The sequence below is a fragment of the Micromonospora sp. NPDC005291 genome, from assembly GCF_040607415.1.
Classification (GTDB): domain Bacteria; phylum Actinomycetota; class Actinomycetes; order Mycobacteriales; family Micromonosporaceae; genus Micromonospora.
In genome coordinates, this window is record NZ_JBEXGR010000003.1 from 313,747 (window position 1) to 339,840 (window position 26,094).

Here is a 26,094-nt window from a genome sequence, read left to right on the forward strand (position 1 = left end):
ACGTCGCGCGGGCGGTGGCAGTCCGTTAACCCGCCCGAAGTGCGGCGAGTTGACCGAACCGGGGTCCAGGCCACGCGGTCCGGTCTAGCCTCGGGCCAGAGGGGGCGCGCGTCACCGCCGCCCGGGTCGGGTCCGCCGGTCGCGGTCCGGGCCAGCACGCCGCTCACGACCGCCCGGAGGAAGCTGTGACGACGCCATACCCGCCACCACCGCCACCACCGGCCCGGGGACGGGACCGGACCACGCTGTGGGGCGTGCTGGGCATCGTGCTGGGGCTGATCTGCTGCGGCATTCTCGGCATCATCTTCGGTTACCTGTCCATCCGCGACGCCCGGCGGTACGGGCAGTCACCGCTGCTCGGGTATCTCGCCATCGTGTTCGGCGTGATCAACATCATCGGTGGAGCGATCCTGCGCGCGACCGGCAACTACCCGTTCTGGAACAACGACTGAGCGGGCTGGTCGACCAACGAGCCCGCTGGTAACGCACGTACGCCGAAGGGGGCCGACCGGCTGCGGTCGACCCCCTTCGGTGCTGCCGGACCGGCTCAGCTGCCGGACATGATCTCCCGCATCAGCTTCGCGGTCTCGGTCGGCGTCTTGCCGACCTTGACTCCGACCGCCTCCAGCGCCGCCTGCTTCGCCTCGGCGGTGCCGGCCGAGCCGGAGATGATCGCCCCGGCGTGACCCATGGTCTTGCCGGGAGGCGCGGTGAAGCCGGCGATGTAGCCGACCACCGGCTTGGTGACGTTGGCCTTGATGAACTCGGCGGCCCGCTCCTCGGCGTCGCCGCCGATCTCACCGATCATGACGATGGCGTCGGTCTCCGGGTCGGCCTCGAACGCCGCCAGGGCGTCGATGTGGGTGGTCCCGATGATCGGGTCGCCACCGATGCCGACGCAGGTGGAGAAGCCGATGTCGCGCAACTCGTACATCATCTGGTAGGTCAGCGTGCCGCTCTTGCTGACCAGGCCGATCCGGCCGGAGCCGGTGATGTCGGCCGGAATGATGCCGGCGTTGGACGCGCCGGGCGAGGCGATGCCCGGGCAGTTCGGCCCGATGATCCGGGTCCGCTCGCCCTGCGCCACGTTGTACGCCCAGAACGCCGCGGTGTCGTGCACCGGGACGCCCTCGGTGATCACCACGGCCAGCGGGATCGCGGCGTCGATCGCCTCGACCACGGCGGCCTTGGTGAACTGCGGCGGCACGAAGATGACGCTGACGTCGGCCCCGGTCTCGGCCATCGCGTCCGCGACGGACGCGAAGACCGGCAGCTCGGTGCCGTCGAAGTCGACCTTCTGGCCCGCCTTGCGCGGGTTGACGCCGCCCACCACGTTGGTGCCGGCGGCGAGCATCCGCCGGGTGTGCTTGGAACCCTCGGAACCGGTCATCCCCTGGACGATGACCTTCGAGTCCTTGGTCAGCCAGATAGCCATGATCAGACCCCCGCAGCTGCCAGCTCGGCGGCCCGCTCGGCCGCACCGTCCATGGTGTCCACCCGCTGCACGAGCGGGTTGTTCGCGCTGTCCAGGATCGCCCGGCCAGCCTCGGCGTTGTTGCCGTCGAGACGGACGACGAGCGGCTTGGTGACCTGCTCGCCGCGCTGCTCCAGCAGGGCCAGCGCCTGGATGATGCCGTTGGCGACCTCGTCGCAGGCGGTGATGCCGCCGAAGACGTTGACGAAGACGCTCTTCACGGCCGGGTCGGAGAGCACGATCTCCAGCCCGTTCGCCATCACCGCGGCACTCGCGCCACCGCCGATGTCGAGGAAGTTGGCCGGCTTGACGTTGCCGTGCCGCTCACCGGCGTACGCGACCACGTCGAGGGTCGACATGACCAGACCCGCACCGTTGCCGATGATGCCGACCTCGCCGTCGAGCTTGACGTAGTTGAGGTCCTTGGCCTTCGCGGCCTGCTCCAGCGGGTCCACCGCGGCCTGGTCGACCAGCGCCTCGTGGTCCGGGTGCCGGAACGCCGCGCTCTCGTCCAGGCTGATCTTGGCGTCGAGCAGCAGCATTCGCCCGTCGCCGTTCTTGGCCAGCGGGTTCACCTCGACCAGCGTGGCGTCCTCGGCGACGAACGCCTGCCACAGACCGACGGCCACCTCGACCACCTGGTCGGCGACCTCGGCCGGGAAGCCGGCGGCGGTCACGATCTCGCGAGCCTTGGCCTCGTCCACGCCCTTCACGGCGTCGATCGGGGCCTTCACGACCTTGTCGGGGGTCTCGGCGGCGACCTGCTCGATGTCCATGCCGCCGGCGACGCTGGCGATGCAGAGGAAGGTGCGGTTCGCGCGGTCGAGCAGGTACGAGAAGTAGTACTCGTCGACCACGTCAGCGGTCACCGTGATCATGACCTTGTGGACGGTGTGACCCTTGATGTCCATGCCGAGGATGTCCGTGGCCCTGGCCACCGCCTCATCCGGGCCCTCGGCCAGCTTGACGCCGCCGGCCTTACCTCGGCCGCCGACCTTTACCTGCGCCTTGACGACCACTCGACCGCCGAGGCGTTCGGCGATCGCGCGGGCCTCTTCCGGGGTAGTGGCGACGCCGCCGGCCAGCACGGGCAAGCCGTGCCGCTCGAACAGGTCCCGCCCCTGGTACTCGTACAGGTCCACGATTGCGCGTCCCGTCCCGTCTCCGCGGCGCGCCGTCGCGCCGCCACCAGCGTTCAAAAAACAGTTTGACGCCTGTCATCAGTTGAAACAGGCCATTGGCCGCAGCCTAGCGAGGTCGGCACCACCGGCAACCGAGCGGGTGCACGGTGTGCGGTAATGCACACCGGACATCGGGCACGGCCAGTTTCCGGCCGTGACGCGGGCGGTATCCACCGTCCGGGCGATGTTGCCCGGGGTGCGTAACCCGGCCGTGAGGGCGTCGTTGAGTCAGATGTCGGAGCGCTGAAAAGCGCGATGACGGGAGACGGCCGATGCCCTGTCGGTCGAGGGGTGGCGGCGGGGCATCGTGCATAGAGGGGCCGGACGTGTGAGGGGTGCGTCCGGCCCCTCCCCCGTGCCCGGACCCGGTCGCCGACCCGTCACGGCCCGCCTGGCGAACCCGTCACGGCCTGCCTGGCGAACCCGTCACGGCCCGCCTGGCGAACCTTCGCGTGCGCCTCAGGAAACCGGCTGCGCGACGTTCTGTCGGACCCACTCGACAATCGCCTGAGTGGTGGCGCCCGGCGTGAAGATCTTTGCGACGCCCAGCTTCTGCAGCTCGGGAATGTCGCCGTTCGGAATGATGCCGCCGCCGAACACGACGATGTCGCGGGCGTCCCGCTCACTGAGCAGTTCCAGCACGCGCCGGAAGAGCGTCATGTGCGCGCCGGAGAGGACGGACAGGCCGACCGCGTCGGCGTCCTCCTGGATGGCGGTCTCCACGATCTGCTCGGGGGTCTGGTGCAGGCCGGTGTAGACGACCTCCATCCCGGCGTCCCGCAGGGCACGCGCGACGACCTTCGCGCCCCGGTCGTGGCCGTCCAGACCGGGCTTCGCGACGACGACCCGAATACGAGAGCTCATCAGCGCACCCTTTCACCGGCTTCACGGCCTTCACCTGAACGAACGGTAACCCGACGGACCCAGCCCGGGAAATCCGGGCCGGAAACCCGGCTCCGCAACCGGCCTCCGCCCGTGCGACCGCCGGGTTCCGCCCGTGCGACCAGCGGGTGCCGGGGGAGGTCCGCCGGAGGCGTCCGGCACCGCGCCGGGGAACTGCCCGCAGTCAAGCCGGACGACTCCGCCGGATCGGTAACGCTCGGCGACGAACGGGCAGCAACGAGGGCACCGTTTGGCGTCGCGATGCGTGACAATCATGGACGCAAACGGACAGATCGACACGCCAATTTGGCGCTCTAGCTTGTGAGTCGCCTGTCGGTTGGCTAACGTGGCCACGGTTGTCATCAGGTCCATGGACGGGTGACGACGCGGTCAGCGGACGTTCACCGGAGCTTCACGAACGTCCACCGGCCGCTTCGGAACCCCGACAACGGAGGGTGTGCGTGCGCCAGCGCCTGTCGTCTGAGCCCGATCGATATCGCGGTCGCCGCCGCGTTCCCACACCGCCGCGTAGCCGTTACGCCGCTGTCGTCACCACCGCGTTCGTCGGGGCCGGCATCGTCGCACTAGGCGCGAGCGCCCTGCCGGACGCCAAGGACGTCAGCCCGACGGTGCTCGACGAGCTCAAGCAGGCGTCGGTCACCAGCCAGGACGCCGCGGCCCGTGCGGACAACGCCGACCGCGCCTCCCGGGACAGCCGCAGCAAGGACAGCGCCGAGCCCGAGGTCTGGCTGCTGCCACTGCAGGGCTACGACTTCAACTCCCCGTACGGGATGCGCTGGGGCAAGATGCACACCGGCGTGGACCTGGTCGCCGGCGAGGGCACGCCCTATGTGGCGGTCCACGATGGGCTGGTCACCAAGGCCGGCTGGTTCGGCGGGTACGGCAACGCCGTGATCGTTCAGCACGCCGACGGCAGCGAGGCCATCTACGGCCACTCCTCCGCGGTGAGCGTCAAGGAAGGCCAGCAGATCAAGGCGGGCGACCAGCTCGGCCTGGTGGGCCAGACCGGCCACGCCTACGGCACCCACCTGCACTTGGAGATCCATGTCAAGGGCAAGCCGATCGACCCGGTGCCGTTCCTCCAAGACCGCGGAGTGGACATCAAGCTGCAATTCGAGGCACTCTACAGCGAGGTAGCCGCGTCCTGACGCTGCGTACCGACCGTTGACCGCCCGGATCTGTCGATCCGGGCGGTTTTTCGTTGCACGGTTCCGGCGGATGTCTGCCGGGTCACAGCCGGGATTGTGACCGGCGACACCTGGCAACATGATCGCGTTTCCGGATGTACCGCAACAGAGCCGGCCATATCCGGGCACGCAACCCACCGCCAACCGCGCGGCCACGCAGTCCCCGTACCAGCCCTCGCTCGGCCCGACACCAGTATTTCGAGGTCAGTGCCCCCTCGACTGTGAAGGTCCGCCGTGCAGGAAGACAGCCCCGTCCAGAACGAGAACACCCCCGACACCGCCCCGACCGAGCAGCCGCAGCGCGCCGGCCGGCGGAACCGGCTCATCGTGCTCAGCGCCGCCGCTCTGGTCGCCCTCGGCCTCGGCGGTGTCGCCGTCGCCACCACGAGAACAGAGCGCCCGGCACCCGCAGCCGTCTCCCTCGACGCGCAGTCCCGGGCCGACGCCGCCAGCCGGGCGGACCGCTCCGCCCGCGAGTCGAGCGCGCCGGTCGTCCCCTCGGCCAGTCCGACACCGAGCCCCTCGGCGACCAGCGCCAGCCCGACACCGACGAAGGCGGCCACCGCGAAGGCCACGCCGAAGCCGAAGACGACCACCAAGCCCACACCCGCCTGGGTCGATCCGATGCCCGGTGCAGCGGTCACCTCCTGCTACGGGCAGCGCTGGGGCACCCTGCACGCCGGTATCGACCTGGCGCTGCCCTCCGGTACGCCGATCCGCGCCGCGGCCGCCGGCACCGTGACCCAGGCCGGTGACGCCTCCGACGGGTACGGCAATTCCGTCTTCATCGACCACGGGAACGGCTACCTGACCCACTACGCCCACCAGAGCCGCATCGCGGTCACGGTCGGCCAGAAGGTCAAGGTCGGCCAGGTCATCGGCTACGAGGGCGCCACGGGCGACGCCACCGGTCCGCACCTGCACTTCGAGGTGCACCAGGGCATGTGGAACCAGGTCGACCCGGCCCCGTTCATGCGGGCACGCGGCGTGGACCTGGGCTGCTGATCCAGCGCACCCCGCACGTCTGAAGATCGCTTGTTCCGCACAACATCATGGAAAGAGTGGCCTCCGGCAGCGCAGAGGCCACTCTTTCAACGAAGTAGCGCGATCTTGGTCGGGCGGGCGGCGTGTGGCGGTGGGCAGCCGGGTGCCGCCTTGGGTCAGAGCTTGTCGACCGGGGCGTGTCGCAGCACCAGCCACATGGTCTGGTCGCCGAAGTCGATCTGCGCACGGGCGCCCGGCCCGTGCCCCTCGACGGCGAGCACCCGCCCCAACCCGTACCGCTGGTGATTGACCCGGTCGCCAGCGGACACCTTCGGCCCCTGCGGCAGCTCGCTGGCCGTGGTCAGCCGGCTGGCGTCCACGCCGAGCCGCTGGGCCAGCTGCGCGGCCTTCGGCGTGCCCCCGGTGAAGGTGCCCCGACCGCCGGGCGTGCGGTCGGCACGACCGCCGACGCCGCCGCCCCCGCCGGCCCACGAGGTGTACGACCCTTCGGTGCGCTCCCAGTGCACCAACTCCGTCGGCAACTCCTCCAGGAACCGCGACGGCGGGTTGTAGGACGGCTGGCCCCAGGCCGAGCGGGTCACCGCCCGGGAGAGGTAGAGCCGCTGTCGGGCACGGGTGATGCCGACGTACGCCAGCCGGCGCTCCTCCTCCAGCTCGCGGGTGTCGCCCAGCGAGCGCAGGTGCGGGAAGACGCCGTCCTCCAGCCCGGTCAGGAAGACCACCGGGAACTCCAGGCCCTTGGCGGTGTGCAACGTCATCAGCGTGACCACGCCCTGGTGGTCGGGGTCGTCGGAGGGGATCTGGTCGGCGTCGGCGACAAGCGCCACCTGCTCCAGGAAACCGGCCAGGGTGGCCCGCTCCCCCTCCTCGCCCAGCGCCTCGATCCGCTCGGTGTACTCCCGGGCGACGCTGACCAACTCCTGGAGGTTGTCCACCCGGCCGGCGTCCTGCGGGTCCAGGCTCTCCTCCAGCTCGGTGAGGTAGCCGGAGCGGGTCAGCAGCACCTCCAACACCTCCTCCGGGGTGCCGGTCTCGGCCAGCTCCCGGGCGTCGCCGAGCAGCGCCACGAAGTCGGCGATGCCGTTGGCCGCCCGGCTGGAGATGCCCGGCGCCTCACGGGCCCGGCGCAGTGCCGCGCCGAACGAGATCCGGTCGCGGCTGGAGAGCGCCTCGACACACGCCTCGGCGCGGTCGCCGATCCCCCGGCGAGGGGTGTTGAGCACCCGCCGCAGGCTTACCGTGTCGTCGTCGTTGACCACCGAACGCAGGTACGCCAGTGCGTCGCGGACCTCCTTGCGCTCGTAGAAGCGCACCCCGCCGACCACCTTGTAGGGCAGGCCGACGCGGATGAACACCTCTTCGAAGACCCGGGACTGGGCGTTGGTGCGGTAGAAGACCGCGACGTCCCCGGGGCGGGTCTCGTCGGCGTCGACCAGCCGGTCGATCTCCCGGGCCGCCCAGTCCGCCTCGGCGTGCTCGGTGTCGGCCACGTAGCCGACGATCCGCTCGCCGGCGCCGGCCTCGCTCCACAGCCGCTTCGGCTTGCGGGAGGTGTTCCGGTCGATCACCGCGTTGGCCGCGTTGAGGATGGTCTGGGTGGAGCGGTAGTTCTGCTCCAGCAGGATCGTCCGCGCGCTGGTGAAGTCCCGTTCGAACTCCAGGATGTTGCGGATCGTCGCGCCCCGGAACGCGTAGATCGACTGGTCGGCGTCGCCGACCACGCACAGCTCGGCCGGCTCCAGCCCCTCGGTGCCGGAGACCAGCTCCTTGATCAGCGTGTACTGCGCGTGGTTGGTGTCCTGATACTCGTCGACCATGACGTGCCGGAACCGCCGACGGTAGCTCTCCGCGACGTGCGGGTGGGACTGGAGCAGGTGCACCGTGGTCATGATCAGGTCGTCGAAGTCCAGTGCGTGCGCCTCGCGCAGCCGGCGCTGGTAGAGCGTGTACGCCTCGGCCAACGCCCGTTCGTTCGGCCCGGTGGCCCGCGCGGCGAACTGCTCCGGGTCGACCAGCTCGTTCTTGAGATTGGAGACCTGGGCGGCCAGCCCGCGTGCCGGGTAGCGCTTCGGGTCGAGATCGAGCTCGCGGGCGACCAACTGCATCAGCCGGCGGGAGTCGTCCGCGTCGTAGATCGAGAACGTGGACTTGAGGCCCGCGTGCTCGTGCTCGGCGCGGAGGATCCGGACACACGCCGAGTGGAACGTCGACACCCACATCAGCCGGGCGCGCGGGCCGACCAGCGCGGCCACCCGCTCCTTCATCTCGCCGGCCGCCTTGTTGGTGAACGTGATCGCGATGATCTCCCCGGGATGGACGTCCCGCGCGGCGAGCAGGTAGGCGATCCGGTGGGTGAGCACCCGGGTCTTGCCGGAACCGGCACCCGCCACGATCAACAGCGGCGAGCCGGCATGGGTGACCGCGTCGCGCTGCGGCCCGTTCAGCCCGGCGAGCAGCTGCTGCGGATCGAGGTGGACGGCGGCCGGCCGGGGCCGGTCCGGGCGAGCCGGCGCGGACTCCGGCGCAGGCGGGGACGCGGGGATGTCGAAGAGAGGATGCATCGCCCGACAAGTCTATGCCGCCGGCCAGACACTTCCCGACCGCGCGCTACCGCCACCTCCGCGCCCAGGCGTAAGAAAGGTCCCCTTCGCGACGCTGAATCCTTGCGCACTCGGCGCCGACGTGGGCATACTCGACGGCGTGATCGCTGCGCGCTACTACTTTTACTACGGCACCGGGAGTCCGGCTGCCGTAGGTCGCGCCTGATCGATTCAGACCTACGAAAGCCCCGGGCTCCTGGAGTCCGGGGCTTTTTCCGTCCCGGGTTCCGGGCACCGGGCACCACAGCGCGAGGGGTACCCGATGATGACAGACGTGGTGGAGCAGAGCGGCGGCCCGATCCGACCGAAGGCTGAGCAGCCTTCGGCGAACGCGAGCGAGCCGGCGGTGCCACTGTTGCCGGCGGTCGAGAACACTGGGCCGGCCGAGGCGCGGACCGGCACCGAGGAGCCAACCGCCGCCGCTCGGATCGTGCAGATCAGGGAACGAATCGACGAGATCGACCAGGCGCTGATCGCGCTCTGGCAGGAGCGGGCCGCACTGTCCCAGGAGGTAGGGGCGACCCGTTTGGCCTCCGGCGGTACGCGCCTGGTCCTCTCCCGGGAACGGGACATCCTGGAGCGCTTCCGAGTCGTGCTCGGCGCCGACGGCACCCAGTTGGCACTGCTGCTGCTCCGCGCAGGCCGCGGCCCGCTGTAACCCACACCGGCGGGCCGCTGTGAGCCGCACCCGGCGGGCCGCTGACTACCGGGGCAGGCCCGGACCTGCCGGCCGGCCATTCGGCGCGGGAGCGGCCCGATCCGGGTCCCGGGACAGCCAAAACCGCCTGCCGTCGTCGTGGCGACGTCGGCAGGCGGCTTCGGTGACTCACGCCTCGTGCGTGGCGACGATCTCGCGCCGCTCCGCGAAGTGGCAGGCGCTCGGGTGGTCCGAGTCGCGTCGGATCTCCAGCAGCGGGACCTGCTCCGCGCAGACATCCTGGGCCTTCCAGCAGCGGGTCCGGAACCGGCAGCCCGAGGGCGGGCTGATCGGCGACGGCACGTCACCCGTGAGCCGGATGATCGTCTTGTTGTTCCGCTGCGTCGGGTCCGGAACGGGCACCGCGGAGAGCAGAGCCTGGGTGTACGGGTGGGTCGGCCGCTCGTAGATCTCGTCCTCGGTGCCGATCTCGACGACCTTGCCGAGGTACATCACCGCGACCCGGTCCGAGAGGTGGCGGACCACCGACAGGTCGTGGGCGATGAAGACGTACGAGAGCCCGAACTCGCCCTGCAGCTGCTCCAGGAGGTTCATCACCTGGGCCTGGATGGAGACGTCCAGCGCCGACACCGGCTCGTCGCAGACGATGATCTCGGGCCGCAGCGCGAGCGCACGGGCGATGCCGATGCGCTGACGCTGACCGCCGGAGAACTGGTGCGGGTACCGGTTGATGTGCTCCGGATTGAGCCCGACCAGGTCGAGCAGTTCCCTGACCTTGGCCCGACGGCTGCCCTTGGGCGCCACCTCCGGGTGGATCTCGAACGGCTCACCAAGCAGGTCGCCGACGGTCATCCGCGGGTTCAGCGAGGTGTACGGGTCCTGCATGACCAGCTGGATCTGCCGGCGGAGGCGCCGCAGCGCCCCACCGGACAGCTTGGAGGTGTCCTGGCCCTTGTAGATCACGCTGCCGGCGGTCGGCTTCTCCAGGTTCATGAGAACCCGGGCGAGGGTCGACTTGCCGCAGCCGGACTCGCCGACCACGCCGAGGGTCTCACCGGCACGCAGGCCGAACGAGACTCCGTCGACCGCCTTGACCTGACCGACGGTCTTCTTGAACACCACACCCTGGGTTACGGGGTAGTGCTTGACCAGGTCACGGACCTCGAGGATGTTCTCAGACACGGTTCACCAGCTCCTCGGCGAAGTGGCAGGCGCTGGCCCGGGCGTTGCCCACCTGCAGCAGCGGCGGGAGCTTCTCCCGGCACACCGGCTGAGCCATGGGGCAGCGCGGGTTGAACGGGCAGCCCGGCGGGATGTTCATGAGGTTCGGCGGGAGGCCCTTGATCGTCCGGAGCTGCTGCCCCTTCTCGTCCAGGCGCGGGATCGATTCGATCAGGCCGATCGTGTACGGGTGCGCCGGCTTGGCGTACAGGTCGTACACATCGGCTTCCTCGACGATCCGGCCCGCGTACATGACCGCGATCCGGTCCGCGACGTCGGCGACCACGCCGAGGTCGTGGGTGATCAGGATCATGCCCATCTGCCGCTCACGCTGGAGCTCGGCGAGCAGGTCCATGATCTGGGCCTGCACGGTCACGTCGAGCGCGGTGGTCGGCTCGTCAGCGATCAGCACCTCCGGGTCGAGCGCCAGCGACATCGCGATCATCGCGCGCTGCCGCATACCACCGGAGAACTGGTGTGGGTAGTTGTTGAACCGGTCCTTGGCGTTCGGGATCTTGACCTGGTCGAGCATGTCGATCGCGCGCTTCTTGGCCTCCGCGCGACCCATGCCCCGCCGGACCCGGAACTGCTCGGCGATCTGGAACCCGACGGTGAAGACGGGGTTCAGCGCGGAGAGCGCGTCCTGGAAGATCATCGCGATGCCCTCACCGCGGATGCGGCGGCGCTCCTCGTCGGACATGCGGAGCATGTCCTTGCCGTGGAAGCGGACCTGCCCACCGGTGACGAAGCCGGGCGGCGTGTCGAGGATGCCCATGACGGTCTGGGCCGTGACGCTCTTACCGGAGCCGGACTCGCCCAACACGGCGAGGGTCTCCCCCGCGTCGACGTGGTACGTGACCCCGTTGATGACCTTTGCGACGCCGTCCCGGGTACGGAACTCCACCCGCAGGTCGTCGACCTCGAGCAGCCGACCGGAGGGACGTCCGGACCCGCCGGGTCCCGGCGTGGACTGCTCGGACACGAGAATGTCGGACAACTGGATCTCCCCTAGCGGAGTTTCGGATCGAGGGCCTCGCGGACCGCCTCACCGAGCATCACGAAGCTCAGCACTGCGGTGACGAGGAACGCGGCGGGGAAGAAGACCAGCCCTGGCGCGACCCGGATGAAATCCTTACCGTCGCTGATCATGATGCCCCAGGACACCACTGGCGACTTCAGACCAACGCCCAGGAACGACAGGGTGGCCTCGGCGCCGATGAACGAGCCGACCATGATCGTGCCGTAGACCAGCAGCGGGGCCAGGCAGTTCGGCAGCAGGTGCTTGAGGATGATCCGACCGGTGCCGGCACCCAGGGCACGGGCAGCGACGATGTAGTCGGCCTCCTTGGTGGCAAGCACCGAGGAACGCATCAGGCGCATCACGACCGGCCAGCTCAGCACGACCAGCGAGACGATCACCAGGCCCATGATCTCGGCCTTGCTGTTGCCGGCGCCCGAGCCGTTGAACGTGGTCAGGATGACGATCGCGCCGAGCACGAAGGGCAGCCCGAAGAAGACGTCGGCGATCCGGCTCAGCAGCCCGTCCACCCAGCCACCGCGGTAGCCGGAGATGATGCCCATGGCGCCGCCGACGAGCAGGGTGCCGATCACGGAGAGCACGGCGACGATGACGGACGCCCGCGCACCGTAGATGACCCGGGCGTAGACGTCGCGGCCCTGCACGTCATAGCCGAACCAGCCATCAGCGGACGGCTTGTCGAGGCTGCGGGACAGGGATCCGTTGACCGCGTCACCCGGGGCGAACAGCGCCGGGAAGGCCGCCATCAGCAGGAAGATGACGATCAACGTGGCGGAGATCCAGAACAACGGCTTGCGCCGAAGGTCCCGCCAGGCGTCGCCGAGCAGGCCACGAGGCTTTTCGTTGCTCTGCGGCTGGCCCACGGTGGCAGGGGCGGCAGAGTCGGTTGGGTGCGCGCCAGGGGTGCTGACGATAGATGCGGTACTCGGGTCACTCATAACGGATCCTCGGGTCCAGGGCGGCGTAGAGCAGGTCAACCAGCAGGTTCATCACGAGATAGACCAGCACTAGGACGACCACGATGCCCACCACGGTGGCGCTCTCCTTGGTCACGATCGCGCGGTACACCGCGCGGCCGATCCCGTTGATGCCGAAGATCCCCTCGGTGACGATCGCGCCGCCCATCAGGGCACCGAGGTCGGTGCCGAGCAGGGTGACCACCGGGATGAGCGAGTTGCGCAGCAGGTGCACGCCTACCACCCGGCGCATCGGAAGACCCTTGGCGATAGCGGTGCGCACGTAGTCGGCACTGCGGTTCTCCGCGATGCTCGTCCGTGCCACCCGGGCGATGTACGCCACTGACGCACTGCCGAGCACGAAGCCCGGCACGATCAGCTCGGACCACCGCATCTCGGAGGAGACGGTCGGCTTGACGATGCCCCACTGCACGCCCAGCAGCCACTGAAGCACGAAGCCGACCACGAAGACCGGCAGCGCGATCAGGAAGAGCGTGGAGACCAGCACCAGGTTGTCCAGGAAGCCGTTGCGCCGCAGACCGGTCAGCACGCCGGCGCCGAGGCCGATCACGGCCTCGATGGCGAGCGCGACCAGGGCCAGCTTCAGCGTGTTCGGGTACGCCGTCGCGATGATGTCGCTGATCTCGCGCTGCGAGAACGTCTGACCGAAGTCACCCTGGAGCAGGTTCTTCATGTAGTTGGCGTACTGCACGAAGACGTTCTGGTCGAGGTGGTACTTCTCAGTCATGAAGGCGATGTACTGGTCCGGACAGCGACGCTCACCGCACTTGCCGGCGAACGGATCGCCTGGGACAGACCAGACGAGCCAGTAGATCAGGAACGTCGTACCGATGAAGACCGGCACGAGTTGGAGCAGCCGTCTCAACAGATAACGGCCCATGGGGTGGTCCTCCAGACAGGGGGCGCGTCGGACGGCCGACACGGTGGTGACAACGTGCGAGTGGAGTGTTGTAACACCCGCTCGCGGAACGGCCCCGGGTCGGGCTCACCGGATGTGGCGAGCCCGACCCGGGGTCAGACCGTTCGGATCAGAGCTCGACCGAGGTGATGTCGAGTTCGCCGACGTTGTTCAGCTCGAGCTTCTTGATCTTCTCCGAGTGGCCGGACTGCTGACCGTAGAAGTAGACCGGGATGCTCGGGACGTCCTGGTCAACCAGCTCGACGGCCTTGGCGAAGGCCTCGTGCGAAGCTTCCAGGCTCGGCGCACCGCTGGCCTGCTTGGCCAGGGCGTCGAGGTCCTTGTTGCTGTAGAGGCCGTCGTTCGACGAGCCACCGGTGATGAAGAGCGGGTTGACCCAGTTCTCGACGTCCGGGTAGTCCTGCTGCCAGGCGGCACGGTACGGACCGGTCATCTTGTGGGCGTTGATGTTCTGGCGGAAGACCGCGAAGGTCGGCACGCCCTCAGCCCGAGCCTCGATGCCGAGGTTGGTCTTGACCTGCTGCGCAACGGCGTCCATCCAGTCCTTGTGGCTGGAGTCGGCGTTGTAGTAGAAGACCATCTCGCCCGTGAAGCCACCGGCCTCGGTCAGCAGCTGCTTGGCCGTGGTCGGGTCGAACTTGCAGGCGGTGCAGTTGCCCGGCTTGGCGCCCGGGGTCAGCGGGTTCGCCCAGCTGTCGGCCGGCTTGCGGGTACCGAAGAAGATCTTGTCCGAGATCTCCTGCCGGTTCACCGACAGCGACACGGCACGACGCAGCTTCGGGTTCGCGAAGCGCTTGTCGTACATCGGGAACGCGATGAACGCGGTCGACGGCGTGACGGTCGACAGGCCCCGGTCACCGAGGTCGGTCTTCCACTTGTCACCGGCGAGCGCCGAGGTGGGGACAACCTCCATGAAGTCGAGGTTGTTCGCCAGCAGGTCGGCGTAGGCGGCCGTCTCGTCCTGGTAGAGCTTGACGTCGACGTCCTTGACCTTCATCTTGTCGCGAAGGTTGTAGTCGTCGAAGCGCGTCAGCTTGATGAGGACGTTGTCCTCCCACGACACGAACTTCACCGGGCCGTTACCGATCGGCTTCTTGCCGAACTCTTCGGGCTTCATGGTGAAGAAGGCGTCCGGCAGCGGCATGAAGGCGCTGTAGCCGAGCTTGGTCGGGAAGACCGCGGTCGGCGCTCCCAGGGTGACCTCGAAGGTCTGCTCGTCGATGACCTTCAGGCCGGACATCTCCTTGGCCGGCGGCTCCGGGGCCTTCTTGGGGCCATCCGGGCCATCCGGGTCCTCGGTGTAGGTCTTGTCGAAGCCGGCGATGTCCGAGAAGAAGGTGCCGTTCTGCGCACCGTTCGGCGAGTAGGCGGCCCAGTTCCAGGCGTCGACGAAGTTCTTCGCCTTCACCTCGGTACCGTCGTGGAACTTGGTACCCTTCTTGATCTTGATCGTGAAGACCTTGGAATCCGTGGTGTTGATCGACTCCGCCAGCGCGTTGCGCGGGGCCCCCCCGTCGTTCGGGTACTCGACCAGGCCGGTCCACAGCCAGTCGATGACCTTGCCGCCACCGGTCTCCGTGGTGTTCGACGGGACCAGCGGGTTCTCCGGCTGGACACCGTGCACAACGATCGCGCCATCCTTGCTGGTGGCAGCGTCGCCGTCACCGTCACCGCTCGAGCAACCGCTCGCGACAAGTGCGGCAGCTGCGCTGAGCGCGATCGCGCTCGTCGCCCGCTTCGAGACTCTCATTCCGAGGGGCCTCCTCTTTCTAACCAGGTTCCGTCGTGGAGTTCACGCACGTTTGGGGGTGACACCGCCCGACCACCCGGGGCGCGGGTCGCCGGGACCACAGGGAAGTTGGGGACACCCCTGATGTTCCGATCCGCCGGGCTCCCCTCCAACAAGGCGCGACACGACGCAGACGACACAGCCACGAACCGCCGCGATCGACGAGGTCATGGCCATGAGCCGTACGGAGTGCCACACACCGATGGTGAGGTGTTGCCACTGTGACACCCACTGGCCGCTTCCGTGAAGGTGCCGTTATCAAGCCGTTAGTTGCTTGCCACGTTGCCGATACTTGAAAAATGATCATAAACCGGTCGGTGTGGGCAGCATTGAGCAGGAAATACGTGGGTCACCTGACCATTGGGCCTCAGCCTCGGCTCACGCCCTCGGCACTGTCCCCGGGTTCAACTCGCGCGGTGCGGCGTGCGTCACCACCCGCATTTCCACCCGTCCGGACGAGGTCAACACGGCTGCACGGGCACGATCACCGGCTGGGTGGACGAGGGTGCCGCGGTCGTTCCTCTGATCCTCGCCGTTGAGGAACCACCGTCACACGAGGCGGCGATCCGCCGCCCAGCGGGAGAGCTCGTAACGGTTGGACATCTGAAGCTTCCGCAGCACGTTCGACACGTGCGTCTCCACCGTCTTGATGGAGATGAACAGCTCCTTGGCGATCTCCTTGTACGCGTATCCCCGGGCCAGCAGCCGCAGGACCTCCCGCTCACGGTTGGTGAGCTGGTCCAGCTCGGGGTCGGCCACCGGGGCGTCCGGTCGGGCCGCGAAGGCATCCAACACGAACCCGGCCAGCCGTGGGCTGAACACCGCGTCACCGTCCGCCACGCGCCGGATCGCCGCGGCCAGTTCGTCCGGGGAGATGGTCTTGGTGACGTACCCCCGGGCACCGGCACGGATCAGCCCGATGACGTCCTCCGCCGCGTCGGACACGCTCAGCGCCAGGAACTTGACCTGCGGGTGGCTGCGTCGCATCGCCTCAAGCACCGCACGTCCACCGCCGTCGGGCATGTGCACGTCGAGCAGCACCACGTCCGGTCCGACGGCGGCGATCCGGGTCACCGCCTCGGCCACCGTGCTCGCCTCGCCCACCACCTCGACGTGGGCGCCCAGCTCGGCGCGTACGCCGGCCCGGAACATGGCGTGGTCGTCCACCAGGAACACCCGCAGCCGCTCAGGGCGGGCTTCCGCCGGGTCAAGGTGGTCGGTCGGCTGCTCGGCCATGGTCATCTGTTCCTCTCCGCTGCGGACGAGTCCCGGGAGATCGGCAGGATCAACCGGACCTCGGTCCCCTCCCCCGGGCCGGACCGGATTTCGGCCCGTCCGCCGTGCCGCTTCATCCGCCCGATGATCGAGCCGCGTACGCCGTGCCGGTGGTCCTCCACGGTATCCGGATCGAAGCCCTTCCCCCGGTCCCGGACGAAGACGCTGACCTGATCGGGCTCCACCTCGGCGTAGAGCGACACGGTCTGCACCCCGCCGTGCCGGGCCGCGTTCACCAACGCCTCCCGCGCGGCCGCGACCAGCGCGCCGACCTTCTCGTCGGTCTCCCGGTCCCCGACCACCACCGCCTCCACGGTGATCGCGAAGGTGTCCTCGACCTCGGCTGCGGCCTGCTCCAGTGCGGCGGCGAAGCGCTCGCTCGGCGAGGCGGTCGGCTTGTAGAGCCAGTTGCGCAGGGAACGCTCCTGCCCTCGGGCCAGGCGCTGCACCGTCTTGACGTCGCTGGCGTTGCGCTGGATCAGAGCCAACGTGTGCAGCACCTGGTCGTGCACCATAGCGGCCAACTCAGCCCGCTCCTGCTCGCGGATGCGCCCCTCACGCTCCGAGCGGAGCTGGCTGTACGTCCGCCAGAGCACCGGCGCGGCGACCACGCCGACCCCCGCCAGCCCGACCAGCGCGAAGATCACGCCGTTGATGACCGCGTCGAAGTTCTGCGCTGGCGAGTAGACGGCCGCGACGCCGATGATGCCGACCGCGACCAGCACTCCCCCGCCGATGAACCGGAGCACGAAGGCCCGCCGGTCGCTCTCCTCGACGACCGCTCCGAGCCAGGGCACCGGCATGGTGTCACCCCACTGCCGCCGCCGTTCGGGCGCCGACTGGTGCCAGATGACCCCGGCGCCGACCGCGATGATGGCCACCAGCCAGCCGGCGGTGCCCGCCGCACCGACCGAGTCGAAGACCATCACCTGGATCAGAAGGACACCGAGCCCGATCCCCACGAACGGCAGGAGTTGGGCCACGTCGCGCCGGGGCGGCACCGCGGTGTCACCGGGCCGCAGCGGCACCACCGCCCAGAAGGCCGCGTAGAGCAGCAGACCGAGCCCGCTCAGCCCGAGCAGCACCATGAACGCGACGCGCACCCGCAGCACCGAAATGCCGAGATGGTCGGCGATACCGGCGGCGACGCCGGCGGCCATCCGGTGCTCGGGGGCGCGGTAGAGGCGCGGGGGCGCAGTCACGGTGCTGATCGGAGGCTCCCTGGTCACGGTGGCGGGCTGGTCGAGGTCGGTGATTCGATCGTCACACGCTGCGGCCTCCACGACCACGGGGACGCCCCCGACATTCCTGCCGCCGGATATCAGGGTGGGGTCAGGGTCGGGTCCTGAGGCCGCTCGGGTTCACCTGGCAGCAGGATCGAAGCATGACCGAGGAAGCTGCCCCGCCACCCCGACCGGGGTCGGCACAGCCGGGCGGTTCATCACCGCCCTCACCAGCCGCGACGCCCTCCGAATGGACCGAGCCCACCACGTTCGGCCCGCCCACCGGCTCCGGCCCGACCGCCGCCACCGCACCCGGTGATCCGGCCGGCGGCTACGCGCCGCGTGGCGCGGCCCACGGCCCCGGCGCGGGGTTCGCGGCCGGCACCGGCTACGGGGCCGGGGGCACACCACCCGGGCCAGGGGGTCCCGGTCCGTCCGCGCCGCTGGGCGGCACCGGTTTCACCTCGCGGTACGGGCTGGTTCGGCCGCGTGAGGGGCGGTACCTGGCCGGCGTCTGCGCGGCGATCGGACGAGCCACCAACACCGATCCGGTGCTCTGGCGGGTGCTGCTCGCGGTGCTCGGGTTCTTCGGGGGCATCGGCATCCTGGTGTACGTCGCCGCCTGGCTGATCATTCCGAACGAGGGCGACACGGCGTCCCCCGTCGAGTCCATGCTCGGGCGCGGTCGCTCCAGCATGTCGCCGGTGACCGTGATCATCCTGGGCATCCTGGTCGCGGCCAGCTTCGGCTACATCGTCACCGACGCCTTCCGTGCGGTGCTGCTCGGCGCGGCCATCCTGGTCGCCGGCGCGCTGCTGCTCAACCGTCCCAGCCGGAATCCACAGCCCGGCGCCCCGGGCGGGCCGGCGCCGTCCGCGCCGTCCGGCACCCCGCCCGGTCCGGTCCCGCCGGTTGCCTGGCCCGCGCCGTCGTACGGCGCGGCACCATCGACCGGCCCGCTGGCGACGGCACCGATGGTTGGCGGCGATCCGGCGTACGCCACCGCGACGACGGGGGGAGCACCCACCGTCACCGCCTCGGCGTACGGCGTGCAGCCGACCGACGGTCCGCAGCCGGCCGCCCCGGCGCAGCCGGTGTCCGGGGTCGGCCCGGTGTCCGGGCAACCCGCCGGCACGACCACTGTCCAGCCCAGCTGGCCGGCACCAGCCACAGGGTGGCCGAGCACCGGCACGCCCAGCGCCGGCTGGCCGTCTGCGCCGGTGACCGCAGCACCCGCTGCCCCGTCCAGCTACCCGACCGCCGCGCCACCGTCCGGCTACCGTCCCCCGTTCGCGCCGCACGGCCCGTACGCCTCACCGGCGCCCGCCGCGTACCCCCCGCCCAAGCCACCGAAGCCGCCGAAGCCGCCGAAGCGCCCCCGGGAGCGTTCGCCGCTCGGCGCGGTGACCTTCTCCCTGATCTTCCTGGTCCTCGGTGTAGTCGCCCTGCTCGATCTGCTGGACGTCTTCGCCGTGAGCGCCTCGGCGTACTTCGCGGCCGCGTTGGCCACGATCGGGCTGGGGCTGCTGGTCGGCACCTGGTTCGGGCGGGCCCGCTGGCTCATCGCGCTTGGCCTGGTGACCGCGGCGGCGCTGGGCACGGCGACAGTGGCCGAGTCCTACGACCGGATCCGCGGGGTCGACGGTGCGGTGACCTGGGCGCCCACCGACTATCGCGACCTCGCCGACCGGTACGAGAACAGCTTCGGTGACGCCGTGCTCGACCTGCGCGGGATCGACTTCGCGAAACGGGACACGCAGGTGACCGTCGCCATCAACTTCGGCAAGGCGACCGTGGTCGTGCCGCCGAACGTGGACGTCACCACGGTGGCCGACGTCAACGCGGGTGACGCCAACGTCTTCGGCAACCGGTCCGGCGGGCTGGACGGCAACCTGCGGGAGTCCACCGACGTCGGCGCGGACGGGCCCGGCGGCGGGACCTTACGCCTCTACATCCATGTCAATGCCGGCAACCTGGAGGTGACCCGGTGAAGGCTCACCGTACAGATCTGGTGTCGTTCGCCTTTGGGCTCGTGTTCCTGGCGCTGTCCGCCTGGTGGCTGCTCGCCCAACTGCTCGGGCTCGCGCTGCCGCCGGTCGGCTGGTTCCTGGCCAGCGCCCTCATCCTGATCGGGATCTTCGGGCTGGTCGGCGCGCTGCGCTCGGGTCAGTCGGGCCGACCGGATCCAGCCGCCGAAGCCAGTGCCGCCGAGGCCAGTGCCGCTGCGGCCGTCGCACCCGTCTCCGGCGCGACCGCGCCGGTTTCCGGGGTCGCCGCCTCAATGTCCGGGGCCGGTGCGCCGGTTTCCGGGGCCGCCACGCCGACCTCCGGCGCGGCTCTGCCGGTCTGGGAAGCCGAACGCTCCACCTGGGACGCTCCCCCGCCGGGACCGACACCGGAGCCGCCGACCACCGAGGTGATCCACCCGGCCTGGCTGGCTCATCCGCCGTCGGAGCCGCAGACCGCCCCGGTCTCCGGCCAGCCCAACGATCGGAACGAGGAGCCGACAATCGGGATCCTCACCCGACCGGCCCCGACGGAGGGCGACGAGCCGACCCGGCCCGACCATCCGGTCGAGGTCGTCGACGATCAACCGGGCGACGAGCGGGAGGATCGGCGCAGGGAGTCGTGACCCCGGGTGCCTGCCGACGTCGCGGCCACGGCGGTGTGGCTGGCGCGGACGGACGCATATGCTGGTTGGTGGAGATCTCGCCTCCGCCGGCCGGCCCGTCCCGCCATGGCGGTCCCGCCGCGATTCCCGTCTCTACCCCCGTCAGGAGCCCGCCCGACATGACCCAGTCCCCCGCCGTGCGTACCACCGGCCGGTCCGGTCCGGTCCGCATCGGCGAGCGAGCCGCCCGTACGCTCGTCACCGAGCTGGCCCGGATCAACGATCCCAAGGCCGCCCTGCTGGTCGGCGCGAGCCCGGAATCCGCGGTGCTGACCGCGGCGATCGAGGCGCTGCTCCCCGGTGACCGGCTCACCGTGGTGCCCGCCGAGCCGTCCGGCGCCGCCGCGCTCCGCGAGCACGTCACCGCCCAGGGCCGCTGGGTCGCCGACCGGGTGGACGTCGTCGACTCGCTGGCCGAGGCCGAGGCCGCCGCGGTCGTCATCGCCGGCGACGTGTTCACCGGCACCGCCGAGGAGACCCGCAGCGGCATCGAGGGCCTGGCCAAGTACCTTGCCGACGGCGCGGTACTGACCGTGGCGACCACCGCCACGCCCGGCCGCACCACCGGCGCCGCCGTCGAGCTGGCTCGACAAGACGCCCTCTACGGCGTCGGCGCCGATCTGGTGCTGCGCAACTCGCCACCGGTACGGGTCTACCGACTGCGGTTCACCCCGGCCAGCCCGGCTGCGGCCGACCGGTTGGCCCCCGCGCACCGGCCGTCGAGTGTGCCGCTGACCCGCGGCATGCACATCGACTCCAACGGCGTGGCCGCGGCGGGCATCGCGTTGGGCCTTGCGGCGCTGGCCCGGGTGGCGCGTCCGTCGTCCAAGCTCTGGCTGCTGCCGGCGCTGGCCGCCGGGCCGGTCGCCGCGTTCTTCCGGGATCCGGAGCGGGACGTGCCGGAAGATCCTTCCGCCGTGGTCGCCAGCGCGGACGGGCGGGTCCTGTCGGTGCAGCGACTGCACGACGAGCGTTTCGGCGACGGCGAGTGGCTGCGGGTCGCGGTCTTCCTGTCGGTGCTGGACGTGCACGTCAATCGGGCCCCGGTCGCCGGCAAGGTGGTGGACTACTTCGTCGCCGACGGTGGCTTCGTCAACGCGATGAAGCCGGACGCGGAGCACAACGTGGCGGCGTACACCGTGCTGGACACCGCTCGTGGCACGGTGGTGGTCGCCCAGCGCACCGGGCTGATCGCCCGCCGGATCGTGCAGCGCGCGCCGATCGGCGCGCTGCTGGCCAAGGGCGAACGCTTCGGGCTGATCCGGTTCGGCTCACGGACCGACGTCTACCTCCCGGCGGAGGCCGCGGACCCGCTGGTCGGGCCGGGCGACAAGGTCGTCGGTGGGTCCACGGTCATCGCCCGCTGGCGCTGACCCGCTAACGAGAAACGGGGCGCCGCTGTCCGCGGCGCCCCGTTTTGTCTGCTCGGATCAGGCGGTACGGCGCTGCCGCAGCCAGAGCACCGGCCCGCTGACCAGGTAGCCCACCACGATCAGGGCGAACGTGAGCCGGATGTCGACCAGCGCGCCGATCACCGGGGCCAGCCAGAGCCACGGCGGCAGCTTCACCAGGCGGGCCAGCTTGGCGTACGGGAAGCTCGAGACCATCGCGAAGGCGAGCAGCGCCACCCCGGCGACCAGCACGGCGCCGGGCACCGGCAGGCCGATCGCCACGGTCACGGCGAGCACCGCGGCCGCCATGGTGCTGGGCACCCCGCAGAAGAAGCGCCCGTCCTTCGGTGAGACGTTGAAACGGGCCAGTCGAATCGCGGCACACGCCGCGACCAGGGCGCACGCCACCGCCGCCGCAGCCGTCGAGACGGAGCCGGCGAGCGAGGCGTAGACCACGACCGGCGCGGCGAGACCGAACGAGCACATGTCGGCCAGTGAGTCCATCTGCGCGCCAAACGGGCTGGCCACGCCGAGCCGGCGGGCCAGTGCGCCGTCCAGACCGTCGAAGGCAACGCAGGCGATCAGGCAGAGCGCGGCGATGCGCACCTCGCCCTGCATGGCCAGGAAGATGGCCAGCATGCCGAGCATGAGACTAGCCAGCGTGCAGGCGTTGACCAGGCCGAACTTCATCCGGCGTGCGACTGTGCGCTCGCCGGGGAGCAGCGGGATCGACCGGGCCGAAGTCTCGTCGGCGTGCGCCATCGGCGGCATCGCCGGGCTGACCGGCATCACCGCCTCGATCTCGGCTCGACCGACGCCCAGTGCCGGCCGGCTGAGCCGGTCCAGGCCATAGCGACGGCGCTGCCGGTCGGCGTACCGGTGCTCGGGCGGGGCCATGTCGGTCGTGTGCAGGTCGCCGTCACGGCGACCGACCCGGACCAACAGCACCTGGCGGGCGAACGTGCTGCTGCGGCGCAACCGGCCCGCCCAGCGACGCCCTGCGGGGCGCGGACTGTCAGTAGTACGACGCCGGCGCCATGGGGCTCTCGGCACGTTTCCTCCATCACCGGATCGGCTGGCCGCCGTGAGGCGGGTGTCCGGCTGTGTCGTGCCGGACCTTCCGTGGCCTGGCAGCCGTTTTGCGGAGTACACCATCGCATAGGGGGATGTGGCTTGGCGATAGCTGCCGGCGGTACTTGCATATGGCTTAAACCGCTCGAACCGCTCGCTTGTTCCCATCCCGGGCCTCATCGCCCGTTTCCTCCATCATTCCCGCCTTTGACTGTACCGGAGGGTCACCATCTCGGCTCACCGAGCGGTGTGCTATCGGCCACCCTGTCCGATTGCCGAAGCAGCGATGTCGCTCAACGGCAGCTCAGCAGCCTGGTCGCGCGTGAACCAGCCTGCCCGCGCCGTCGAACCTCCGGCGGATTCGGTGACCACCGCGTTGGTAGGTACGTCCACCAGCACCCGATAGATCACCCGTACGCCATGCCAGTCCAAAGGGCGGCCCTCCGGGCCGAGTGCGGCGGGATTGTGCAGGTTATTCACACCGAGGAGCTCCACCACCCGGCCCAGCTGACCGCCCTCCTCGATCAACTCTCGGAGCAGCCCGGTCGTCGGCTGCTCACCGTGATCGGTGCCGCCGCCGGGCAGATGCCACTGGCCGGCCCCGGGATAGCCGTCCGCGATCTGAGTCAGCAGGATCCGCCCGGCCGGGTCGGTGACCAGCCCGTACGCCCCGAAACGCAGCCGGCGATCGGGGTGCGGCGGCGGGAACGGCTCGTGCGAACGGTGCGTTCCAGGCGGCAGCGGAGTGACTGGCAGGCCGAGCACCTCGGCGGTGAACGGTGTCAGCGGCACCTGCGCCACTTCGGCCGGGGTGAGCCAGCGAGCCTGGTCGACCCGACCGCCTCCCGCATCGCACAGCGCGCCGCCGCGCACACTGAACTCGAACAACAGCCGGTCGGTGTGCAACGCGGCGTCGTCCTCCGGGTACGTGGTCACGTCGGCGACCACCGCACGCAGCCGGCCCACCGTCACGGTCAGCCCGGTCTGCTCGGTGATCTCGCGGACCACGGCGTGCTCCGGATGCTCGGCGTGCGCCACGGTGCCGCCTGGCAGCCGCCAAAGCCCGGGAAACTCACCCCCGACCCCGTCCCGAACAACCAAGACCCGCCCAGAATCCCAAGAAACCCCAAGAACCCCGACCCGTCGCACAAGTTCCATCCCCGCCCCGCCTCCGCTCCCCGCCGGCCACCCACCGACCGCCGCCCGCCCACCGACCGCCCCGTCGATCATGAAGTTATCGCCGTCCATCTCGGCGTGTCCTGACAATAACTTCATGATCAACACGGAGATGGGGCTGGGAGGGCCGGGGAGGGGTTGGGCGGTGGGGGGTGGCGCTTGGTGCTTGGCGCTTGGCGGGACCGGCGGTACGCCACTGCGGCATGCCCCCGGCACTTCACCCCGGCGCGTCCCTGACCCGCGTGCCGGGCGACCAGCCGGACAAGGTGGCGCGGGGGCTGCACTGCTCGCCCTCACCCAACAGCGATGCGCGGGCGTCCGTTTGATCTTTTAGTCCGTTCTGCACAGGCCCATCCCCGCTGGTGGGGGCGAGTCGGACGGTGATCGACTCCGTGTCGCCGATGTTGCGGTATCCCGGCGCTGGGATACCGCGATGTCGGCGATAAGGAGTCGGTCAGGCGGGCGCACCGCTCTTCCGCGAGCTCGTTCCCGCCGATCGCACCCCAGCGGACTCCAGATCGCTGCGCAACCGCCCGGACCCACGGCCCTCGGCCGCCGGAGGCGCACGACCGCCCCACCGCCAGCACGACCGGCCCACCGCCCGCACGATCGCACGGCACCGGGACCCACGACCGCCGGAGACGCACGACCGCCCGCACAACCGCCAGAGGCACGCGACCGCACCACCGCCCGGACCGACGGCCGCCCGCACAACCGCCGGAGGCGCACGACCGCACCACTGCCCGGACCCACGACCGCCCACACAACCGCCAGAGGCGCACGCCCGGACCCACGACGCCCGCACAACCGCCGGGGGACGCGCGACCGCCCAGACGCAAGACCGCTAGAACCCACGACCGCTGAGAACCCACGACCCCTCGGACGCGCGACCGCACGAGGTGGAGGCGGCGGAGGTCAGGTGAGCTGGGCGGCTTGGACTGCTTCGGCGGTCACCTCGGTGAGGTGATGGGTGGGGAGGGCGCCCAGCTCCTCGCGGCCGAACCAGCGGGCCTCGCAGGTGGAGCCGCCCACATCGGCCACGGTCAACGGGTTGGGCTGGTCGACCACGACCCGGTAGAAGGCGCGCACCCCGTGCCAGTCGATCGGGTAGCCCTCGGGGCCGAGCGAGGCGGCGTCGCGGTGGCTGGCCACCCCGAGCAGCTCGACCAGGCGGCCGGTCTGCCCGGTCTCCTCGACCAACTCCCGGATCAGGGCCGCGCCGGGCTGCTCGCCGTAGTCGGTGCCGCCGCCGGGCAGGTGCCAGCAGCCGGCGCCGGGGTAGCCGTCGGAGACCCGGGTGAGCAGCACCCGGCCGGCCGGGTCGGTGCACACCGCGTACGCGGCGAAGCGCTGCGCCCGGTGCAGCCCGTCCGGGCCGGGCACGGCGTAGAAGGAGGGGAACTCGGGTGCCTCGTCGGGCACCACGTCGGCCGAGGAGGCGGGCAGCCCGAGGGCACGTGCGGTGAACGAGCGCAGCGGCAGCTCACGTGCCTCGTCGAGGGTGTACCAACGGGCCAGGTCGGTGGGACGCTCGCCGACCCGATCGGCCAGCGTGCCGCCGCGCACCGCCACCCGGTAGATGAGCCGGTCGGTGTGGATGGTGATGCCGCGCTCCGGCAGCGCTCGCATGTCGGCGAGGACGTCGGCCAGGCCCGAGACGGCGACCGAGAGGCCGGTCTCGGCGGCGGTTTCGCGGACGACCGTGTGGTTCGGGTCCTCGCCGTGGTCGACCGCCCCGCCGGGCAGCGACCACGTCCCGGGTGTGCCGGAGCGCTCCGATGCGCGGACCAGCAGAACCCGGCCATCTGAGTCAGCACAAACTGCGTATGCCGCGATCCTGCGGAGCGGCTCCAGCAAGGTGGTCACGGAAGCAAATTCTCCCCGGGCCGGGTTACCGGAACGGAAAAGAGTCGGATTCCTGACTGTCTGACCCCGATCAGGGATTGGTCAGGGTAAGGATCCGGGCGGTCACCGAGGGCAGGCCGGGCGCCGGCGCGGACCGTGGGGGTATGACATACACCGCCGCTCCCCACGCCCCGTACAAGCAGCTCCGGCGACCCACCACCGACCGCATGGTCGCGGGGGTAGCCAGCGGCATCGGCCGCTACTTCGCCGTCGACCCCACCCTGGTCCGGGTGATCTTCGCGGTCAGCGGCCTGCTCACCGGCGGGCTCGCGCTGTTCGCGTACCCGATCATGTGGTTCCTGATGCCCGAAGAGCCCGCCAGCGCGCCCGCCTGGCCACATGCGGCGGGCGTCGCGCCGCAAGCTCCGCCCCCGACCCCGTCGATCTAGGGAAAATTGTCGCGACCGGAGATCAACTAGCGGCGATTTT

21 protein-coding genes and 1 pseudogene are annotated in these 26,094 nt (G+C 70.3%); 8 read left to right on the plus strand and 14 right to left on the minus strand.

The genetic code is table 11. From position 1 onward, the window contains the following. Window positions 1–185: 185 nt before the first annotated feature. Window positions 186–452 carry a DUF4190 domain-containing protein gene (locus tag ABZT18_RS05920; protein WP_179780945.1) on the plus strand — a complete coding sequence of 89 codons (267 nt, stop codon included), beginning with the start codon at window positions 186–188 and terminating at the stop codon, window positions 450–452. A 95-nt stretch (window positions 453–547) separates the two neighbouring features. On the opposite strand, the gene sucD is transcribed toward ABZT18_RS05920, so the two are convergent. From sucD to ABZT18_RS05935, 3 genes are all read right to left on the minus strand, one after another. Next, window positions 548–1,435: a succinate--CoA ligase subunit alpha gene (sucD, locus tag ABZT18_RS05925; RefSeq protein WP_354995118.1), complete on the minus strand. Its 888-nt coding sequence runs from the start codon at window positions 1,433–1,435 to the stop codon at window positions 548–550. A 2-nt stretch (window positions 1,436–1,437) separates the two neighbouring features. Then, window positions 1,438–2,616 carry an ADP-forming succinate--CoA ligase subunit beta gene (gene sucC, locus ABZT18_RS05930; protein WP_354995117.1) on the minus strand — a complete coding sequence of 393 codons (1,179 nt, stop codon included), beginning with the start codon at window positions 2,614–2,616 and terminating at the stop codon, window positions 1,438–1,440. 498 nt (window positions 2,617–3,114) lie between these two features. Next, complete coding sequence (locus tag ABZT18_RS05935) at window positions 3,115–3,519, minus strand: cobalamin B12-binding domain-containing protein (protein ID WP_354995116.1); 405 nt, start codon at window positions 3,517–3,519, stop codon at window positions 3,115–3,117. Window positions 3,520–3,998: 479 nt separating this feature from the next. Here ABZT18_RS05935 and ABZT18_RS05940 point away from each other — a divergent pair, with 479 nt between their 5' ends. Beyond that, a complete protein-coding gene (locus ABZT18_RS05940; RefSeq protein WP_354995115.1) occupies window positions 3,999–4,706 on the plus strand; it encodes a M23 family metallopeptidase in 708 nt (235 codons plus the stop codon). 273 nt (window positions 4,707–4,979) lie between these two features. Then, on the plus strand, window positions 4,980–5,750 hold the full coding sequence (locus ABZT18_RS05945; protein WP_354995114.1) for a M23 family metallopeptidase: 771 nt from the start codon (window positions 4,980–4,982) through the stop codon (window positions 5,748–5,750). Window positions 5,751–5,905: 155 nt separating this feature from the next. Here the strand turns inward: ABZT18_RS05945 and pcrA are convergent, their stop codons facing one another. After that, on the minus strand, window positions 5,906–8,311 hold the full coding sequence (gene pcrA / locus ABZT18_RS05950) for a DNA helicase PcrA (protein WP_354995113.1): 2,406 nt from the start codon (window positions 8,309–8,311) through the stop codon (window positions 5,906–5,908). Between the two features lie 301 nt (window positions 8,312–8,612). Here pcrA and ABZT18_RS05955 point away from each other — a divergent pair, with 301 nt between their 5' ends. Further along, window positions 8,613–9,008: a chorismate mutase gene (locus ABZT18_RS05955; protein WP_354995112.1), complete on the plus strand. Its 396-nt coding sequence runs from the start codon at window positions 8,613–8,615 to the stop codon at window positions 9,006–9,008. A gap of 168 nt (window positions 9,009–9,176) precedes the next feature. Here the strand turns inward: ABZT18_RS05955 and ABZT18_RS05960 are convergent, their stop codons facing one another. The 7 genes from ABZT18_RS05960 to ABZT18_RS05990 all read right to left on the minus strand — a co-directional run bounded on the left by ABZT18_RS05960 (window position 9,177) and on the right by ABZT18_RS05990 (window position 17,457). Beyond that, window positions 9,177–10,190, minus strand: coding sequence for a dipeptide ABC transporter ATP-binding protein (locus ABZT18_RS05960; protein WP_354995111.1), 1,014 nt, complete (start codon window positions 10,188–10,190; stop codon window positions 9,177–9,179). Further along, window positions 10,183–11,211, minus strand: a complete 1,029-nt coding sequence (locus ABZT18_RS05965; RefSeq protein ID WP_354995210.1) for an ABC transporter ATP-binding protein — start codon at window positions 11,209–11,211, stop codon at window positions 10,183–10,185. The genes ABZT18_RS05960 and ABZT18_RS05965 overlap by 8 nt, the downstream gene beginning before the upstream one ends. 26 nt (window positions 11,212–11,237) lie before the next feature. After that, window positions 11,238–12,206 (minus strand): ABC transporter permease, encoded by a 969-nt coding sequence (locus ABZT18_RS05970; RefSeq protein WP_354995110.1) that lies wholly within the window; start codon window positions 12,204–12,206, stop codon window positions 11,238–11,240. Beyond that, a complete protein-coding gene (locus ABZT18_RS05975; RefSeq protein WP_354995109.1) occupies window positions 12,199–13,125 on the minus strand; it encodes an ABC transporter permease in 927 nt (308 codons plus the stop codon). The genes ABZT18_RS05970 and ABZT18_RS05975 overlap by 8 nt, the downstream gene beginning before the upstream one ends. A 148-nt stretch (window positions 13,126–13,273) precedes the next feature. Then, entirely contained in the window at window positions 13,274–14,914 is a 1,641-nt protein-coding gene (locus tag ABZT18_RS05980) for an ABC transporter substrate-binding protein (RefSeq protein ID WP_354995108.1), read from the minus strand. A 588-nt stretch (window positions 14,915–15,502) separates the two neighbouring features. Continuing rightward, window positions 15,503–16,189 carry a response regulator transcription factor gene (locus ABZT18_RS05985; protein ID WP_354995209.1) on the minus strand — a complete coding sequence of 229 codons (687 nt, stop codon included), beginning with the start codon at window positions 16,187–16,189 and terminating at the stop codon, window positions 15,503–15,505. A 2-nt stretch (window positions 16,190–16,191) separates the two neighbouring features. Next, on the minus strand, window positions 16,192–17,457 hold the full coding sequence (locus tag ABZT18_RS05990) for a PspC domain-containing protein (protein ID WP_354995107.1): 1,266 nt from the start codon (window positions 17,455–17,457) through the stop codon (window positions 16,192–16,194). Window positions 17,458–17,612: 155 nt separating this feature from the next. Between ABZT18_RS05990 and ABZT18_RS05995 the strand changes: the two genes are divergently transcribed. The 3 genes and pseudogenes from ABZT18_RS05995 (at window position 17,613) to ABZT18_RS06005 (ending at window position 21,495) form a co-directional block, all read left to right on the plus strand. Then, complete coding sequence (locus tag ABZT18_RS05995; protein ID WP_354995106.1) at window positions 17,613–19,442, plus strand: PspC domain-containing protein; 1,830 nt, start codon at window positions 17,613–17,615, stop codon at window positions 19,440–19,442. Continuing rightward, window positions 19,439–19,657, plus strand: a pseudogene (locus ABZT18_RS06000) (hypothetical protein); the annotation flags it as partial. The gene ABZT18_RS05995 and the pseudogene ABZT18_RS06000, both read left to right, overlap by 4 nt. A gap of 584 nt (window positions 19,658–20,241) precedes the next feature. Further along, window positions 20,242–21,495: a phosphatidylserine decarboxylase gene (locus ABZT18_RS06005; RefSeq protein ID WP_354995105.1), complete on the plus strand. Its 1,254-nt coding sequence runs from the start codon at window positions 20,242–20,244 to the stop codon at window positions 21,493–21,495. A 57-nt stretch (window positions 21,496–21,552) separates the two neighbouring features. On the opposite strand, the gene ABZT18_RS06010 is transcribed toward ABZT18_RS06005, so the two are convergent. From ABZT18_RS06010 to ABZT18_RS06020, 3 genes are all read right to left on the minus strand, one after another. After that, the gene (locus tag ABZT18_RS06010; protein WP_354995104.1) at window positions 21,553–22,491 is read right to left on the minus strand and encodes a CDP-alcohol phosphatidyltransferase family protein; all 939 of its coding nucleotides are present in this window, start codon (window positions 22,489–22,491) and stop codon (window positions 21,553–21,555) included. Window positions 22,492–22,836: 345 nt separating this feature from the next. Then, on the minus strand, window positions 22,837–23,742 hold the full coding sequence (locus ABZT18_RS06015) for an NUDIX domain-containing protein (protein WP_354995208.1): 906 nt from the start codon (window positions 23,740–23,742) through the stop codon (window positions 22,837–22,839). Between the two features lie 933 nt (window positions 23,743–24,675). After that, complete coding sequence (locus ABZT18_RS06020; RefSeq protein ID WP_354995103.1) at window positions 24,676–25,626, minus strand: NUDIX domain-containing protein; 951 nt, start codon at window positions 25,624–25,626, stop codon at window positions 24,676–24,678. 143 nt (window positions 25,627–25,769) lie between these two features. On the opposite strand from ABZT18_RS06020, the gene ABZT18_RS06025 reads away from it, so the two are divergent. Next, window positions 25,770–26,054, plus strand: a complete 285-nt coding sequence (locus ABZT18_RS06025) for a PspC domain-containing protein (protein WP_354995102.1) — start codon at window positions 25,770–25,772, stop codon at window positions 26,052–26,054. Window positions 26,055–26,094 lie beyond the last annotated feature (40 nt).

Bases quoted from the DNA above. Each gene is read 5' to 3' on its own strand.
- sucD (WP_354995118.1), bottom strand. From the start codon at position 1,435: ATGGCTATCTGGCTGACCAAGGACTCGAAGGTCATCGTCCAGGGGATG.
- ABZT18_RS05935 (WP_354995116.1), bottom strand. From the start codon at position 3,519: ATGAGCTCTCGTATTCGGGTCGTCGTCGCGAAGCCCGGTCTGGACGGC.
- pcrA (WP_354995113.1), bottom strand. From the start codon at position 8,311: ATGCATCCTCTCTTCGACATCCCCGCGTCCCCGCCTGCGCCGGAGTCC.
- ABZT18_RS05955 (WP_354995112.1), top strand. From the start codon at position 8,613: ATGATGACAGACGTGGTGGAGCAGAGCGGCGGCCCGATCCGACCGAAG.
- ABZT18_RS05970 (WP_354995110.1), bottom strand. From the start codon at position 12,206: ATGAGTGACCCGAGTACCGCATCTATCGTCAGCACCCCTGGCGCGCAC.
- ABZT18_RS05975 (WP_354995109.1), bottom strand. From the start codon at position 13,125: ATGGGCCGTTATCTGTTGAGACGGCTGCTCCAACTCGTGCCGGTCTTC.
- ABZT18_RS05980 (WP_354995108.1), bottom strand. From the start codon at position 14,914: ATGAGAGTCTCGAAGCGGGCGACGAGCGCGATCGCGCTCAGCGCAGCT.
- ABZT18_RS05985 (WP_354995209.1), bottom strand. From the start codon at position 16,189: ATGGCCGAGCAGCCGACCGACCACCTTGACCCGGCGGAAGCCCGCCCT.
- ABZT18_RS05995 (WP_354995106.1), top strand. From the start codon at position 17,613: ATGACCGAGGAAGCTGCCCCGCCACCCCGACCGGGGTCGGCACAGCCG.
- ABZT18_RS06005 (WP_354995105.1), top strand. From the start codon at position 20,242: ATGACCCAGTCCCCCGCCGTGCGTACCACCGGCCGGTCCGGTCCGGTC.
- ABZT18_RS06015 (WP_354995208.1), bottom strand. From the start codon at position 23,742: ATGGAACTTGTGCGACGGGTCGGGGTTCTTGGGGTTTCTTGGGATTCT.
- ABZT18_RS06025 (WP_354995102.1), top strand. From the start codon at position 25,770: ATGACATACACCGCCGCTCCCCACGCCCCGTACAAGCAGCTCCGGCGA.